Origin of the sequence: Methanosarcina sp. UBA5 (assembly GCF_002505485.1) — an archaeon.
In the GTDB taxonomy this organism is placed as follows: Archaea; Halobacteriota; Methanosarcinia; order Methanosarcinales; family Methanosarcinaceae; genus Methanosarcina.
This window is the reverse complement of sequence record NZ_DAVG01000040.1, coordinates 1-15515: the sequence shown is the minus strand read 5'-3', so window position 1 is coordinate 15515 and position 15515 is coordinate 1. Positions and strand designations below refer to the sequence as shown.

Genomic DNA, 15515 nt, shown 5'->3' with positions numbered 1-15515 from the left:
TATTACTTATTTTCTTTTTGATGTGCTTCCCGTTATATATTTTAAGAATAATTTTTCTCAGGTTAATAACTTCAGGTTGAATTTATATTTTAAGATATATTTAAATAAATTTTGAGTTCTCATTTCAATGTGCCTGTTTTTAATATCCTGATATTTCTTGGCGGTCTCATACTGCTCGTAAAAGGATCAGAACTTTTTGTATTAACCTCATCCTGGATTGCAAGAAGATTTGGAGTCTCAGAATTTGTAATAGGATTGACTCTTGTGTCCGTGGGCACGTCAGTGCCTGAGCTTGCATCTTCTCTGACAGCGTCTTTCCAGCAAGCAAGCGGGATAGTTATGGGCAATATACTCGGGTCAAACATTGCCAATATAGGCCTGATTGCAAGTACGGCTGCTCTCCTGACAAACGTCAGGACCGAAGAAGTTATGCTGAGAAGGGACGGCTATATAATGCTATTCTCCTCTTTTCTCCTTTTTCTTTTTATGCTTGACTTCGAAATTTCGAGGTTAGAAGCCTTAATTTTTATTTTGTTTTATATTGCCTATATTTTATTCCTGCTTGATAAAGTGAAAAGACACGAAGAAGAGATATATTTTAAAGATTTTATGGTTTATTTTCTCAAATTTGAGTATCTTTTCGATTTGAAATCGAAAATCAAACCCCAGATTCAGGAATACGTAAAAGGAAAGCGAAGCCCTGGAGACACGAAAAAAGGCACCCGGAAAAACGGGAAAAGGACTCAAAAGAAAAATGGAAGCGAATCCGAAACTGAAATGAGAACCAAAAACGGACCGGTAGCAGAATTGGGAATCGAATCGAAAACCGAGCGTGAATATGAAGATATTGATGTCGACATTACAGCAGAAAACCTTTCCGAAGCCAGCCTTTTAATAGAATTCTTCAAGCTTATCGCAAGCGGGGCTGCAATCATAATTGGGGCAAAGTATTTTATCGAACAGGCAATCTTCTTTGCTCTGATACTGGAAGTTCCGGAGACGCTCATCGGAATAAGCCTTGTTGCGGTTGGGACTTCAGTTCCCGAACTCATGGTAACCGTCTCGGCAGTCCGGAGCAATTATGCTGGCATTGCTCTTGGAAACGTCATAGGGTCAAACATTGCAAATATACTTTTGATACTAGGCTGTTCAGGACTTGTCAGCCCTATCACGACAACCAGCCTCAGCACTTATTACATAGCACCTTTTATGTTGATAATGAGCTTTTTGCTCCTCCTTTTTATACGAACGGGTTGGAAAGTCAAACGGCTCGAAGGACTTATCCTCCTCCTTCTCTATCTAGGCTTCATGATCCTGATTTTCCGCCTAGGATAGACGTACTTTCTTAAGTGTGTGTGCAGTCAAGTGGTCTGCAGGAATATTAAGAAGATTTTATATTTTAAAGCCTAATTTCCTTCAACCTGCTTAAAGGTACTAGTTTTCCTTTTGCCTCGTTTTCAAAACTTCTAAGCACCAATTCCTTTTCTTCCGCGGTGAGCAGGCTGTCTATGTCCACCATATGTTCCTTAATCTCCCCAAGTTGCTTTTTAATAAAATTGAGTTCTTCAAATAACTTTTTCTCGGTTTTTTCCCCATTCATAAAATCACAGCCTGTATTTATCCATATTTGGATTCATATATATTTTGTTTGACTTATTATTGTTTACTTTAAATTCATTGGTTTATTACTTGACTCACTTTTTTTTACTTGACTTACTTATGTTCTACTTAAGAACTCATTTGAGTTTCAGGAAACCTTCATATTTATTGTTTCTTGTTTTTTACTATCTATTCTAATTTTTATATATAACTTGCAAGAAAATACTTAATTTTTCCCTATTAACTAACAGATCGTCAACTTTAAAAAATATACGAATATCAATTTTCGGGGCAGGCATGTAATATAAACAAAAGACTAAAAAGAACCTTTATAATATTCCAGGAAGTAAATATATAACAAATGAAATTATATGTATAAGTTACAAAGTGTTAAAAGGGCAGGAGTAAAAAGATGATAACTGAGACGATTACTAAAAACATTGGGTTTTTCATCTACACATTCACATCTGTCTTTGTCGTTGTCAGCCCAATCAGCGGAGTAGTAACTTTCATCTCCCTGACTAGCAAGATGACACACGAAGAAAAAAATCAAATTGCAAAAAAATCAGTCACACTTGCGTGTCTAATTGCCTTTTTTTTTGCAGTAGCCGGCAACATAATACTTGATCTGTTCAACATTAGTGTGGATTCATTGCGGGTTGCAGGAGGGGTACTGCTTTTCAGCATTGCCTTTGATATGATGCATGCCAAAATCTCAAGAGAAAGCATTACTGAAGAAGAGATTTCGCAGTCCCAGGAACGTGAAGATATCTGGATATTTCCTATAGGACTGCCTCTCCTTACAGGCCCAGGTGCAATCAGTACGGTAATTGTCCTGATGGGAAGCACAGAAAATATTGAGCAGAAAATGATAATCCTGATATCGATTATACTGACCTTCGTTCTCTGCCTGTACATATTCCTCTTTTCAAGAAGAATCCATAAATTTATAGGGTATAATGGGATGCTGGTCTTTTCGAGGCTCATGGGACTTTTGCTTGCAGCTCTTGCAGTAAAACTTACTTCAACAGGTATAATAAACATATTTAATTTAGCAAAATAAGACAGCAATTCAGGAAAGTTAGGACAAAGTTTCAGAATCGCTTTTCACACTCTATTTTTACATCGTTTTCTGAGTCCAATTACTTGAATAATACGTAATGACCGCATTTGAATTTGCTTCTTTTTCAAATAGTAAGAAAGCCGAATGACAAAGTGTAAAGCAAAACCGGTCGGGTAATACCTAATTAATTGATAGGAACTGGTTTTGCTGGAAATCTTCTGTTTTGAGAGTTATTTCTGGATGAAGATTTTTTAAAAATTGATTATCGACCGAGTTGTATGTTGAGAAGATGTACTGGCAGAAATAGCCGAAGATATACACCCGCATTTTCTACAGTAATAAAACACATTTGAACCAATTACCTGCTTTTTAAGAGGTGTGCCACATCGGGTACATTCTACAGAGGATTCAAACATTTCGGTTTCACTCCATGATTATCAATGGCTCAAGTCTCACAGTTTCCTTTTTTGTCCAGTAACCACACACAGGACAATACTGAAACTCCTTGAAGAGATTATTTTCGAGTTTAGAATGGCACTCAGGACAATATTTTAAGAAAGACATTCAAATATCTCCCACTTTAATTATCAAATAAATCTTAATCAATCTATTACTCAGAAATTTTTAATTATTTTAGCCTGGTTTTCCAGATCACTCCATATCTTCCAAGTTCCTTTCCAGGTTTCTTTTTAGCTTCTATTATTATCTTTCTAACCTTTTCAACTTTTCTAATTATATTTCAACTCTTCTTTAACTTTTTGCTATCTTTTCGGTTTTTTGTAGCTATTCATTATAGATCTAATCTGGCTTTTCACTGTTTTTCCAGTCCTTTTTCAGTCTCCAGAACTTAAAGGGTGATTTTCATAACCGAATCTGGATTAAGTGAAATGGAATCAATTCCTTTGATTACCAAGAACTCGGCAATTTCAGTAAAGGCGCTTGGAGCCTGCCCGCAAATCCCACTATGTCTTCCATCCGTTTTGCTCCCTGGACAGCCATTGCCATAATTTCATACCCCCAGGGTCCCGCTCATCGAATTCTGCGGCAAGAAGTTCGGAATCCCTATCGACGCCAAGGGTTAACTGGGTCAGGTCATTTGAACCTATAGAGAAGCCATCAAAATATTTACTGAATTCATCGATAAGGATTTCCCCTTTTAAAATTATTTACTGTAATCTAAATGTACGGCAATACATTTAAAGATTCACACAAAATTAGGAAAGCTTTCCAATATTTGTACGGGAACCCCTTGTTGAATCTAACCCCAATTATAATTATGAGCTAATGAAAGAAATGAGTTTCCCGCTAAATAAAGATCAGAAAAGAGTTTACCTACAAATAAAAATAGGAAACTTAAATTTTAGTGAATAAATAACAATAAATCATCTTTACTTTATAGAAATACATGTAGAAAAAAGCTTTTACAATGCAAATTTACATCCTATATGATTTCCTGTCAGATTTTGATTATTGATTTTATTCTTGAGTTTGAGTATTGTTTCTGGTTCTTTCAGTACTTTATCTTATTTTCGGACTCTTTCCATGCCTTAAAAGCCCTCAAAGCCTCTTTCCTGAGTAACTGCCTGAACTCTATGTTCCGCTCCTGAGGAGGACGTGAGATCTCCTTATAAATATGAGAATCTGCAAAGCCAATTTTTTGAGCGTCAGACGCGGTATTGGCAAAAAAGACTTTATCAATTCTGGCCCAATAGATCGCCCCAAGGCACATCGGGCAGGGCTCGCAGGAAGCGTAAATCATGCAACCGCTGAGATCAAAGGTTTTGAGTTTCCGGGCTGCTTCTCTTATTACATTTATCTCGGCATGGGCTGTAGGGTCATTAAGTGCAGTAACCAGATTGCAGCTCTCTGCAAGGATTTCTCCTTTTCTGACGATTACCGCCCCAAAAGGGCCTCCTCCTTTCGTCACATTCTCAAGGGAAAGTTCGATTGCCCGTTTCATAAACAAAGTATCGTTATCTGACATTTTTTGCTCTCTCTTCAGGTCTTATTTACTTTTTCAAGACATTTTATTCAAAATGAAGGTCTCTGTTTTCAAGTAAGAAATTTCCAAATAAGAAATTCTACTTCCATTTGAGAAATTCTATTTCAAAGTAAGAATTAACTGCATAGTTGAGCCTTTGCAGAAAATCTTTTAATTACAAATCTATCTTAAACAATTATTAAACTATTAAGTCAAAGATTAAATAATTAGTTGGAGTTATAGTAATCGGATTCCGTGGCCTATTGAAAATCACTTATCTCTTGGAGCCATATCTCACTATATTTTCATACTATGGAGCGTACTACCAGATCTTTAAATTCATCGGGTCTTACTTCACTATATCTTCGTATTTGTAGGGTCTTCCCTAACCATAACCTCACTATATCTTCATATACCAGCTTGTGCCATAGCCAGAGCATATGGCGAGCTACAAAGTCCTTGTAAAAGATGTTATCAAAAAAGCTGACGTCCTTCTTGAAGTAATAGACGCCAGGTTTCCTGACGAGACCCGAAACAGCGAAGTCGAGCTCGAGATCAGCCGTTTGAACAAACCTTTCGTAATAGTAATCAACAAATCCGACCTTGTATCAAGAGAAAAACTCGAAAAAACCAAAGCCCGCCTCTCAAAAATTGCACCTGTAATTTTTGTTTCCAGCAAGGACAGGTCAGGAACAACAATGCTGAGGCACCAGATCCTTGCGTCGGCCGCTATAAAAGCCGGTAAAAAAGGACAGGATGTTCTGGTCGGCATCCTGGGATATCCCAATGTGGGCAAATCATCGGTGATCAACGGTGTTACAGGCCGCCATCGGGCAAGCACGTCTCCTGTATCGGGTCATACAAAAGGCGTTCAGCATGTGGGCGCAGGCTCTCGCATCATGTTTATAGATACTCCTGGAGTGATCCCTTTTGATGAAAAAGATGAATATCTCCAGGGCCTGCTAGGAATAAAGGATGCAACCCATCTCAAGGACAAGATCGGAGTTGCCCTGAAGATAATTGAAAAAATGCTTGCTGAAAATAAAGCAGCCCTCGAATCCTTCTATAGTATCGCACTCGAAGACGAGACTTCCTACGATGTGCTTGAACTGATAGGCAAACAGTGCAATTTTCTGCAAAAGAAAGGCGAAGTGGATGAAACAAGGACCGCTACGAGAATAATCAATGACTGGCAAAATGGGCTGCTTTTTATTTGATCATGATCTGCACCCTTAAGATGCCTATAAGAACATTGCAGGAAATATAAAGTAACATGCTTTCTAAGTTATTACGAATATTATTAAATGTATGAGGGGATGAGATTCTGACAACTGACCAGGAAATTCTTGCTAGAATCGAGAAAATAGAAAAGAGAATGGAAAGGATGGAAGCTGCACTCGAAAACATTAACAATATCCTGAAAAAAGTTGAGCAAAATACCTATTTCGGGTGCTATATGTCAGAGGGAAAGCTGGAGTAAAGAGAGATAAAGGGACGATTTTTCAGATTTTTCTTTTTTCGACGCTCCTCTTGTTAGTCGTTTGATGTTATTCCGAGGTAACAAAAAGGTGTCTCAAAGTTGTTATTGTCCCGCGCAGAGGTGCGGCTGGAACTGAGAACTTTATCGAATCAAAACCAGATCTGGCTTGCCCTAGGAAAAATCGCAGACAAAATATCGAGACTTCAATAGTTTGCGGCCTTTTATCTGATTTTTACTGTAAATTTTCTCCTAAATCTTGATTTTTGCATTGGCGCTGTTGTTCAGGAAAACTATAGTTTAAATCTAAATTCAAACCGAGGTTATCTAGTGCTTCGATTCCAAAATCAATTCCTTATTTTCTGGAATAATCCATGATCTTCTGATCTATTCAAAAGTCAAGTTTTATGAACCTATTTCGGAATCGCAGTACTAGGTTTCGCATATTTTCGCTTATTTTTCCGAAAAAGCCGGTCGTTTGCGACAGGTGAGAGTCAGGGGTTAAAAAACAATAACTATACAGCTCCAATAAGTAAATTTCCAGCAGTAATCAATTGTTTTCCCTATTATGAGTAATTTCATAGCTTACATTTCCTCTGCCTATGCGGTCCCTGACAAGCTTTTCTCTAGGGGAAAGGGTTCCGTTTTTCCGGTCTCGTTTATTTATCCTTCAGGATTTTTTCTACTGCAATCACAAAATTTTCAAAATTTTTCTGCCATTCTGTATCGTGTTCAAGCATTTCCTGGACAACTGTGCCCTTATCTTCCATTTCTGCGACTTTTGGCTCTATAGGAAGTCTGGCAAGGATAGGGATATTGAAATCTTTTGAAGCTTTTTCCACTCCTCCATTCCCAAACACGTTTATTGGCTTACCGCAGTGGGGGCAGATCAACCCATGCATGTTGTCGACAATACCTATAATAGGAACATTGAGTTTTTTAGAAAATCCGATAGATTTGCGGACGCTGACGAGAGCTACGTCTTGAGGAGTTGTAACAAGTACTGAACCATCAATATTGGGGATCAGCTGGGCCAGGCTCAAGGGTTCATCTCCTGTGCCTGGAGGCAGATCTATAATTAGAAAGTCAAGTTCTCCCCACATGACATCTTCCAGCAACTTTTCGATAATCCCCATTTTTAATGGCCCTCTCCAGATGATGGGAGAATCTTTATCTTCGAATAGAAAACCTATAGACATCAACGAAAGATTGGGAAAAACCTCAACTGGCATTATGCCTTCTTCGCTAACCTCTGGCTTTATAGATTCCATGCCGAAAATCGTAGGAATAGTCGGTCCGTGAATATCGCAATCAAAAAGTCCCACTCTATATCCATGCAGAGCCAGTCCGATAGCTAGATTTGCTGCAACTGTGCTTTTCCCCACTCCGCCTTTCCCGCTCATAATCAGAATCTTACGCTTGATGCGTCTGAGGTTGACTATCATTTTGGGTTCAGTGGACTTTTTCGATAAGCTTACCAGCGGTTGAACCTGATCTGTCATTTTTATCACCTGTTTAAATTTCCCCTTTTCCCCGTCAGTTATCTCTTAAAAGGAAAGCATCTTAACTAATTATTAGTATCTCTAGACATGAAGCTGATCCCAAAAACTCGAAATTACTTCTCTGAATCTCGGATTCCGAATAATCAATCAATATTCTGACCGCAAGAGTAGTTGAAACTTTAATAATTTGAAGATAAAGTTGATTTTGGGATGTGTTTTAAGATAATATGTTCTTAAACCTATTCCGGTAGGTCTGTAGATCTACACATACAGATCTGCAACTAAGTTATGTAGATTTGCGCACATAAATCTATGATTTGTAGACCTGTAGATTTTTCTAGTATTTATTCTAAATATTTTAAGACATCATGAGTTTCTTCCATATTTTTTATATATCCTAAGTCAAAACTATTTTTTGTTATCAATTACTGCGTGAATGAAAAACCATCATTTATAACTATATAGATCCCTCAAAAGATAATTAGTTTTTTAAGGGATATTGAGGCTTATTTACCCAATCAAACGTATTACCAGTCCTCCCAATTAATGTACATTTATTAAACAATTTATTTGTTATTTAGAGAGCTTAAGTGCTCCAATTAATTGATTAAACATCGTTTTTTCCTCGCTTTTATCATTTAATTTCTTCTGGATGAAAATGACATCATGCACCTTAACTATAAATAATCATAAATTGTGAGCAAATAAAGGTTATATCTTGGTAATTTGTCAATTTTAAAGATTATTGTAGGTTATTTCTCTAAAAAATTGATTTTTAGAATGTACCTTTATTGGAGAAATTCTAAATGCATATCTATTATCCAAAATAAGCATTCTATATCCTTAGTTTTAACACTGATTTGGAAGGACCCTAAACTTACAATAATAAAAGGTATAATTTCAATGTAATTGATTAAGACTTATAACCCATGCTCAATCCATATATGTCCCTGATATGAAATTTACCAGCTATAAAACTAAAAGAATTTGCATGTTAACTTTATTTATCCATCTTCTTTCAATTTTCCAGCCTCTTCTGCTACTCCCTACATTCCGCAGTATTTTTTAGAAAATCTATACTCACGTTAGCGTTTTTAAAATATCTTCAATAATAGAGGAAAAAATTGGAACTTGGTGAAAATTGAATGATATCGCTTTTTGATCTCTAAATAAACCATATAGTTGCTTGCAATGGGGTGCGCCAGCGCAACTTTGATTTATACCTGTGAGCAGGCTGACGGTTCTTATTTCCGAAAATAGCTATATTGGCAAAAGGTATATATGATAAATATAATTCCTGTTTTTCATTTTTCAAAAGGAATTACGGCACGGGCAGCAGAAGATAGATAATATGGTCAGATACAGGGAATATAAAAGAGGAGCATGTGAGCGAAATAAAGATCTTTTCATCACTGCCTTCAAAACCACAATTCCTGTGCTTCTCGGGTATATCCCTCTCGGAATGGCTTTTGGGTTTCTGCTTGACGGTGCAGGATATCACTGGATCTACGCTTTTATTATGAGCCTTTTTGTCTATGCAGGCTCGGGGCAGTTTCTGGCAGTAGCTTTACTTTCTGCAGGTGCAGGATTAACTGAGTTTGCCATAGCTACGCTGCTTCTGAATTTCAGGCACGCTTTCTACGGTTTGTCCCTGCTTGAGAAGTTTTCTGGAGTTGGAAAGGTCAAACCTTACCTTATCTTTGCCTTAACCGACGAGACGTACGCTCTCCTGACTACGACAAATGTCCCGCAGGGCATCTCGAAGTCAAGGTTTTACTTTTATATTGCAGCCCTTGACCACCTTTACTGGATTGCAGGTTCCGTACTGGGGGCTGCACTCGGCTCTGTCCTTGATCTTAATCTTGAGGGCATGAGTTTCGTGCTGGCTGCGCTATTTGTAGTGCTGACTATAGAGCAGTATTTCAGTTCAGAGGCCCGTTTTCCCTTCATAGCCGCAATTGGTGCAGGAGCTCTTTCCCTTATTCTGTTCAGCCCTGATAATATGCTACTTGCCTCAATTGTTCTCGGGACCCTGATACTGATTGTCAGGGAGAAGTCGATGCAGAGGACACAAAGAGAGCAGAAAATACAGGAAACCCGGAAAACACAGGAAATGAAGGAAAAATACAAAGGAAACGGAGAAAAACCCGAAAATGAAGAAAATATAGGAATCTTTCAAGTAAAGAAGGAAATCCGATCGATTAATACATCCATACAGCCTGTTGAAGACAAAATAAAGGAGGAAAACTGATGCTGGATACTCTTCAAATGCTCGTAACCATTGCGGTCATAGCGCTTGCAACCTTTACAACTAGAGCTCTTCCGTTCCTGTTTTTTGGCTCAAGGGAACCTCCTGCAGTGCTTGCAGTTATCGAAAAAAACCTACCTCCTATGATTCTCCTGCTGCTTGTCATTTACTGCCTGAAAGACGTGCAATGGCTTACAGCCCCTTACGGAATTCCGGAATTATTTACCATAGGTGTCGTTGCCGGGCTGCACTTATGGAAACGAAATGCCATGCTCAGCATCTTTACAGGGACGGCGCTTTATATGGTACTGGTGCAATTCAACATTTTTTCATTTCTTTGACTTTTTCTTTTGTCTTTCAGTGATCCAGTTTTCTTGTCTTCCCTAATTCAGTTATCTTGCCTTTTTCAATTCAGTTATCTTACCTTCTTCAATTCAGTTATCTTGACTTTCTCTGGTATGGATGTACTTCCAAATATCCAGACTCCCGAATTCGGGTAAAAGCTGCAATCTATCAAAAAATCGGCTGAAAAATAATAAAATTTATATATATCAATAATAGTGCTTTTGCAATAAGTGACCTTATATGAGTGAGAAAAAAATAGATGTGTCTTTACTCAAAAGTAAAGGATTTCTGCCTCAAAGGCAGGAAAATATGTTTTCAATGCGGCTGAAGGTTGTGAGTGGGAATCTAGACGCCGAAAAGTTGAGGGCAATTGCAGATGCAGCCGAGAAGTATGGCTCTGGCTATGTTCACATAACCTCAAGGCAGCAGATTGAGGTTCCTTTTGTTAAACTTGAAGATGTGGAGGCAGCAAACAATGAACTTGAAAAGCAGGGCATTTCAGGAGGCTCTGCCGGAAAAAGAGTTAGAGCTGTGGTCGCCTGCCAGGGAGATAGGGTCTGCAGAAACGGATTGATAAACTGCGAGGGTCTGGCAAGCAGGATCGATGAAAAATACTTCGGGGAAGTGGTACCTAAAAAACTCAAGATTGCAGTAACAGGTTGCCCTTCAGCTTGTGTAAGGCCTCAGGAAAATGATTTTGGAGTCATGGGTACAGTAAAGCCTGAAACCGTTGGGGAAAATTGTGTCGGCTGCAAGCGATGTGAAAAGGCGTGTAAGGTGGGGGCAATAAAAGTTCTGGAAGAAAAAGCTTCTATAGATACTGAAAAGTGCATCCTCTGCGGAGCATGTATCAAAGCCTGCCGGAAAGATGCCCTGAGGGCAGAAAAAACCGGATGTACGATCTTTGTTGGAGGCAAGGCCGGACGCCAGCCCATGCAAGGGATAAAGCTTCTTGAGCTTGCAGGCGAGGAGCAGCTGTTCTCAGTCCTTGAAAAAACCTTTGAGTACTATAAGAGAGAAGGCCTTGATGGAGAGAGGTTAGGAGACCTCCTTGACAGACTCGGTATTGAAAAATACAGGGAAGAAGTCCTTTCCTGAAACTTTCCTCCCATTTTTCAGTTTTTCTTAAGTTTCCTGATTTACTAAAGTTTCCAGGTTTTCTTAAATTCCCAAATATTTCCAAATTTTCTCCACATTTCCCGATTTCCTCCAAATTTCGGGTTTTATCAAGTTTTTTGAAAATCTGCCTGAAGCCACCTGGACGAAAAAAACTAAAGTTTTGCTCACTTAAAAAGTCAGCCTACTTAACCTGTCGATCTGGCGCGAATTGCAAGCCAGGTTACTATCGCCCCTAACCCAATAATGAGGGCAATAAAACGTATAAGTCCTCCCAAGAATGGAATTTCATATACAATTGCAAATAGGATTGCCCCGACAAGATAGTACATCATTTTTCCGGCTTCCTTTTTTAAAATTTTATTATAGAGTATCTCGCCAGCAAGCAGTTTCACAGGCACTGTCGCGATAAGAAGCGCGAGTGCCAAAAGCAGTATAATCAGGATTGAAAGGCTCCACCCAAAGAAAGTAATTAGCAGAATTATTGAGAGCACCGGAAGGAAAAACAGAGTCAGGAAACCCAGTAATCCTGTTTTCAGAGGTGAGTCTTTTACAAGTTCCGCAACCCCGCCTACAAAACCCGGGAAAAGGTAGATAAGAACCAGGCCCAGAGCCAGGGACGCAAACAGACCCAGGATGAAAGAGAAAATACTAAAACCTTCGGAAGTACGTTTATACTGTTCTTCTGTCGCATTTACCTGTGTAATATTCAGGTTTCCCCCTACCTTATCGTTCAGATTCGATGGATAATTATCGGCTTGAAGTGCGAAATTTCCTTTAAGCTCGAAGTCATCTCCGGTTTTGAGGGTGCCTGTTGAGACTTCTCCATTTCCGTTAACCTTGCCGTCAAGCGTTACTTCCCCTCCGTCAAGCAGGATATCCCCTTTGACCACGCTGTTCCGGGAAAGAATAATCTTGCCGCCAAACGCTGCCACATCTCCACCTACATTCCCGTTTACCCGGATAGTGCCTCCGGCTGCGATAATGTTTCCTGAAACGTTTCCATTAACAATTATCTCCCCGCCTGCACCCAGAAAATCATTTCCGGTGTTCCCGTTTATTTCAAGTCGAGACCCTGCGAGCGCCAGGTCTCCCTGAATGTTCTGGTCAATCTGAAGGTCTTCACCAGCTCCAAAAGCGTTTCCTGAGCTCGTATATTTAAGAAAATTCTCATCGGCAGCTCCTGCTGAGTAAGGCAGTGCAGCAAAAAGTATTATAAGTAAAATAAGACCTAATACAAGTTTCTTTTCCATAAACCAGCCCTCTTTGCACTATTGCTTAATTTTGTACTTGATTTGCATTACTGCTTAATTTTGCACATAATTATCCTTTAAATTAGATAATGTTTTCAAAAAATTATCTTAGACTAATTAAAGTTCAAATAAGAAGAATAAAAAGTAAAGGAAAGCTTCAGTGAAAAATAATAACGGTATTTTCGATCAGGCATTATTCTGGATTCGTGTTCGGATTCGAGAAATTTACCAGGAATTACTATGGATTCTGGAAGTATCGTATCTCATTCTGCCTGATTTTTCCTCTGCTGGATAACCCATTGCAATAATCGAAAATGGAGTTACATGCACCGGAATATTTAACAAACCCCTGATTTCCTGAACCATCTTTTCAGCGGGATAAACCCCGATCCAGACGGCCCCAAGCCCGAGATCATGGGCGGCAAGCAGCATATTTTCACTTGCAGCTGAGCAATCCTGAATCCAGAAATCTTTGAATTTTGTGCGCTGGTCGCCGCAGACAAGCACTGCAGCGGGAGTGCCCTTCAGCATTTTTGCATAAGGATGTACCTCTGAGATTTTCTCAAGCAGATCATGTTGATCAATTATAACGAAATGCCAGGGCTGTTCGTCTCCTGCGGACGGTGCGTTCATCCCGGCTTTTAAAACATTTTCAATCACATCCCTGTTCACCGGGTCTGACAAATATTTTCGAATACTCCTTCGGGTTAAAATTGCATCTATTGTTTCCATAAAATTCCCCCAATCGATAATGTTTTTTTATAGCGGATAAATCTTATTGTTACAGAGCTTTATTTTCACATAAATTGTATACATTTATAAAAGTGTATTTATATGTTTAAAAATATCTGAAGAACATTGAATTAAAAAGTATTTATGTTAACAGACTTAATTGTCACATAAAGATAAAAATAAAACACGAAAGTTCAACAAAGTTATACTTTATTCGGTTTAAATATTGGAAGTTTAGATATTGGATATTCTATTGAGGAACCGAGGAAGCAACTTCCAGAATTGGAGTCACTAAGAAAATAGATTATTATTGGCAAAATCAATGGAATGAGAAAGGTTACGAAGGTGTACTTTTTAAATTCGTTGATGTATACCAAAGAAGCCCGAAAACAATGGAAAACTAAATCGAGGTAGAGGCTATTAAATGGAATTAGCTTATTTGTTTGATATTTTCTTAGACGCTTTAACAGACAGCGCAAAAATGATCCCATTACTTTTTATCATTTTTGTTGGAATTGAGTTAGTTGAATATAAATATGCAAACAATATCAGGGAAGCAGTACAAAAGGCTGGAGTATTTGGACCTGCTATAGGGGCAGTGACAGGTAGTTTCCCTCAGTGTGGTATATCCGTTGTGGCTTCGGCTCTATACACGCAAAGGTTAATCACTATTGGCACTTTGCTTGCTGTTTATCTGTCCACTTCAGACGAGGCAATTCCGGTAATTCTATCTCAACCAGAAAAGGCTAAAATTATTGTGCCTTTTATAATAACAAAAATAATTATCGCTCTAATCGGTGGATATGCTGTTGATTTTGCCTTTAGAGAATCGAACAAAAAGACCTTAGTCCATATTAAGGCATATGCAGAGGGTCACGATAACGAATATCATAACCATGAAACAATCCTGGAAGAAAAAGCTTGCTGCGGTCACAGCGCAAGCCCTTCATCAATAGAATTTAATCCAAAAGAGATTATCCTTCACCCCATAATCCATACAGTCAAGGTTTTTATTTTTATTTTTAGTGTTTCGTTTGCAATAAGTTATGTCATTGCTCAAATGGGGGAAGAAACCTTGGAAAAAATGTTCTTAATGCACAGTGTTTTTCAACCGTTTTTAGTGGCGTTATTCGGACTTATTCCAAATTGTGCTGCTTCTGTCGCAATAACGATGTTGTATCTCAAAGGTGTTATCACTTATGGCTCAGTGATTGCTGGACTCTGCACTAGTGGCGGTCTAGGATTATTAGTCTTGTTTAAAGAGGAAAAAGACAAGAAGGATGTATTGATTATATTGCTTCTACTGTTTGGTATAAGTGTCTTAGCGGGATATATTATTCAGTACATATAACAAAAGGGTAATATATCACTAAAGAGTCCGTATACCTATGAAAGTGACTGATTTAAAGCAAGACCCAATTGTTATAGAATGGTTGCAAACTATAAATGCTAAGCCGAACACTGAAAAGGCATATTTGCAAGACATGCAAGAATTCACAAGTTATACAGGAAAAGACCCTGAGACTCTATTAGAAGAAGCAGAAGAAGATATTAAAGCCGGAAAACTCACAAGGCAAAGGCGGATCAAAAGGGATTTAATTGGTTTCCGAAAGTATTTACAGGACTTGGGAAAAGCACCCTTTACAGTAAGAGGGCGGATAGTAGGAGTAAAGTCTTTTTTTGAAACCTTTGATATTGAAATCCCAAAGTTACCGAGAATGGGAAAAGCGAAAACTTTAGAGAAGAATACGAAGATTCCGCAAAAAGAAGATTTGCAAGAAGCCTTAAAAGTGGCTGACCCTCTAGAAAAGGCAATTTTACTAACTGGAGCTTCGTCTGGATTGGCGGCAAATGAAATATGTGATCTGAAAGTTGGTGATTTCAAGCGGGGATATGATCCGAAAACCAGGATTACTACACTATCCTTAAGGCGTAAAAAGGTCGGATTCGATTTTATAACTTTTCTATCTCCCGAGACTTCGCAGGCAGTTTTAGATTATTTGGATTACCGAAGCAGGACAGTAGACACAAACCAAACAAGAAGGAAATCCAGGCTTGGAAAACAAAAAGTGCATACTGACAACGATTATCTTTTTATTCGTCGGCAAATTCCAGATAAATATCTGGAAACACATGAAGAAAACCTGAGGAAATTAGACACAAAAGCAATTACAAAAGTCTACAGGAGACTCGCAGAAA

13 protein-coding genes and 2 pseudogenes are annotated in these 15515 nt (G+C 38.5%); 8 read left to right on the top strand and 7 right to left on the bottom strand.

Annotated elements, in window-relative coordinates; genetic code table 11:
• Nucleotides 1-129 precede the first annotated feature (129 nt).
• Nucleotides 130-1335: a calcium/sodium antiporter gene (locus tag BP621_RS03990; RefSeq protein WP_292388080.1), complete on the top strand. Its 1206-nt coding sequence runs from the start codon at nucleotides 130-132 to the stop codon at nucleotides 1333-1335.
• Between the two features lie 64 nt (nucleotides 1336-1399).
• On the opposite strand, the gene BP621_RS03985 is transcribed toward BP621_RS03990, so the two are convergent.
• The gene (locus tag BP621_RS03985; protein WP_292388078.1) at nucleotides 1400-1600 is read right to left on the bottom strand and encodes a hypothetical protein; all 201 of its coding nucleotides are present in this window, start codon (nucleotides 1598-1600) and stop codon (nucleotides 1400-1402) included.
• Between the two features lie 411 nt (nucleotides 1601-2011).
• Between BP621_RS03985 and BP621_RS03980 the strand changes: the two genes are divergently transcribed.
• Nucleotides 2012-2662 carry a MarC family protein gene (locus BP621_RS03980; protein WP_292388077.1) on the top strand — a complete coding sequence of 217 codons (651 nt, stop codon included), beginning with the start codon at nucleotides 2012-2014 and terminating at the stop codon, nucleotides 2660-2662.
• A gap of 423 nt (nucleotides 2663-3085) precedes the next feature.
• Here BP621_RS03980 and BP621_RS03975 read toward each other — a convergent pair whose 3' ends face one another.
• The 3 genes and pseudogenes from BP621_RS03975 to BP621_RS03965 all read right to left on the bottom strand — a co-directional run bounded on the left by BP621_RS03975 (nucleotide 3086) and on the right by BP621_RS03965 (nucleotide 4646).
• Nucleotides 3086-3226, bottom strand: a complete 141-nt coding sequence (locus BP621_RS03975) for a hypothetical protein (protein WP_292388076.1) — start codon at nucleotides 3224-3226, stop codon at nucleotides 3086-3088.
• A gap of 283 nt (nucleotides 3227-3509) precedes the next feature.
• Nucleotides 3510-3810: pseudogene (locus BP621_RS03970) on the bottom strand (putative PEP-binding protein); the annotation flags it as partial.
• Nucleotides 3811-4172: 362 nt separating this feature from the next.
• Nucleotides 4173-4646, bottom strand: coding sequence for a nucleoside deaminase (locus BP621_RS03965; protein WP_292388075.1), 474 nt, complete (start codon nucleotides 4644-4646; stop codon nucleotides 4173-4175).
• 437 nt (nucleotides 4647-5083) lie between these two features.
• Here BP621_RS03965 and BP621_RS03960 point away from each other — a divergent pair, with 437 nt between their 5' ends.
• Complete coding sequence (locus BP621_RS03960; RefSeq protein ID WP_292388074.1) at nucleotides 5084-5860, top strand: GTPase; 777 nt, start codon at nucleotides 5084-5086, stop codon at nucleotides 5858-5860.
• A gap of 919 nt (nucleotides 5861-6779) precedes the next feature.
• On the opposite strand, the gene BP621_RS03955 is transcribed toward BP621_RS03960, so the two are convergent.
• Nucleotides 6780-7565, bottom strand: a complete 786-nt coding sequence (locus BP621_RS03955; protein ID WP_394339282.1) for an Mrp/NBP35 family ATP-binding protein — start codon at nucleotides 7563-7565, stop codon at nucleotides 6780-6782.
• Between the two features lie 1408 nt (nucleotides 7566-8973).
• On the opposite strand from BP621_RS03955, the gene BP621_RS03950 reads away from it, so the two are divergent.
• From BP621_RS03950 to BP621_RS03940, 3 genes are all read left to right on the top strand, one after another.
• Nucleotides 8974-9873, top strand: a complete 900-nt coding sequence (locus tag BP621_RS03950; RefSeq protein ID WP_292388072.1) for an AzlC family ABC transporter permease — start codon at nucleotides 8974-8976, stop codon at nucleotides 9871-9873.
• The gene (locus BP621_RS03945; RefSeq protein WP_292388071.1) at nucleotides 9873-10211 is read left to right on the top strand and encodes a branched-chain amino acid transporter permease; all 339 of its coding nucleotides are present in this window, start codon (nucleotides 9873-9875) and stop codon (nucleotides 10209-10211) included. Before BP621_RS03950 ends, BP621_RS03945 begins: the two co-directional genes overlap by 1 nt.
• 244 nt (nucleotides 10212-10455) lie before the next feature.
• A complete protein-coding gene (locus BP621_RS03940) occupies nucleotides 10456-11313 on the top strand; it encodes a 4Fe-4S binding protein (protein ID WP_292388070.1) in 858 nt (285 codons plus the stop codon).
• Between the two features lie 206 nt (nucleotides 11314-11519).
• On the opposite strand, the gene BP621_RS03935 is transcribed toward BP621_RS03940, so the two are convergent.
• Together BP621_RS03935 and BP621_RS03930 are read right to left on the bottom strand one after the other, a co-directional pair.
• The gene (locus BP621_RS03935) at nucleotides 11520-12584 is read right to left on the bottom strand and encodes a hypothetical protein (RefSeq protein ID WP_292388069.1); all 1065 of its coding nucleotides are present in this window, start codon (nucleotides 12582-12584) and stop codon (nucleotides 11520-11522) included.
• Between the two features lie 225 nt (nucleotides 12585-12809).
• Complete coding sequence (locus BP621_RS03930) at nucleotides 12810-13316, bottom strand: nitroreductase family protein (protein WP_292388068.1); 507 nt, start codon at nucleotides 13314-13316, stop codon at nucleotides 12810-12812.
• Between the two features lie 424 nt (nucleotides 13317-13740).
• Between BP621_RS03930 and BP621_RS03925 the strand changes: the two genes are divergently transcribed.
• Both BP621_RS03925 and BP621_RS03920 read left to right on the top strand, forming a co-directional pair.
• The gene (locus BP621_RS03925; protein WP_292388067.1) at nucleotides 13741-14667 is read left to right on the top strand and encodes a putative manganese transporter; all 927 of its coding nucleotides are present in this window, start codon (nucleotides 13741-13743) and stop codon (nucleotides 14665-14667) included.
• 43 nt (nucleotides 14668-14710) lie between these two features.
• Nucleotides 14711-15515 (top strand): annotated as a pseudogene (locus tag BP621_RS03920) (hypothetical protein); the annotation flags it as partial.

Bases quoted from the DNA above. Each gene is read 5' to 3' on its own strand.
- BP621_RS03985 (WP_292388078.1), bottom strand. From the start codon at position 1,600: ATGAATGGGGAAAAAACCGAGAAAAAGTTATTTGAAGAACTCAATTTT.
- BP621_RS03980 (WP_292388077.1), top strand. From the start codon at position 2,012: ATGATAACTGAGACGATTACTAAAAACATTGGGTTTTTCATCTACACA.
- BP621_RS03975 (WP_292388076.1), bottom strand. From the start codon at position 3,226: ATGTCTTTCTTAAAATATTGTCCTGAGTGCCATTCTAAACTCGAAAAT.
- BP621_RS03965 (WP_292388075.1), bottom strand. From the start codon at position 4,646: ATGTCAGATAACGATACTTTGTTTATGAAACGGGCAATCGAACTTTCC.
- BP621_RS03960 (WP_292388074.1), top strand. From the start codon at position 5,084: ATGGCGAGCTACAAAGTCCTTGTAAAAGATGTTATCAAAAAAGCTGAC.
- BP621_RS03955 (WP_394339282.1), bottom strand. From the start codon at position 7,565: ATGATAGTCAACCTCAGACGCATCAAGCGTAAGATTCTGATTATGAGC.
- BP621_RS03950 (WP_292388072.1), top strand. From the start codon at position 8,974: ATGGTCAGATACAGGGAATATAAAAGAGGAGCATGTGAGCGAAATAAA.
- BP621_RS03945 (WP_292388071.1), top strand. From the start codon at position 9,873: ATGCTGGATACTCTTCAAATGCTCGTAACCATTGCGGTCATAGCGCTT.
- BP621_RS03940 (WP_292388070.1), top strand. From the start codon at position 10,456: ATGAGTGAGAAAAAAATAGATGTGTCTTTACTCAAAAGTAAAGGATTT.
- BP621_RS03935 (WP_292388069.1), bottom strand. From the start codon at position 12,584: ATGGAAAAGAAACTTGTATTAGGTCTTATTTTACTTATAATACTTTTT.
- BP621_RS03930 (WP_292388068.1), bottom strand. From the start codon at position 13,316: ATGGAAACAATAGATGCAATTTTAACCCGAAGGAGTATTCGAAAATAT.
- BP621_RS03925 (WP_292388067.1), top strand. From the start codon at position 13,741: ATGGAATTAGCTTATTTGTTTGATATTTTCTTAGACGCTTTAACAGAC.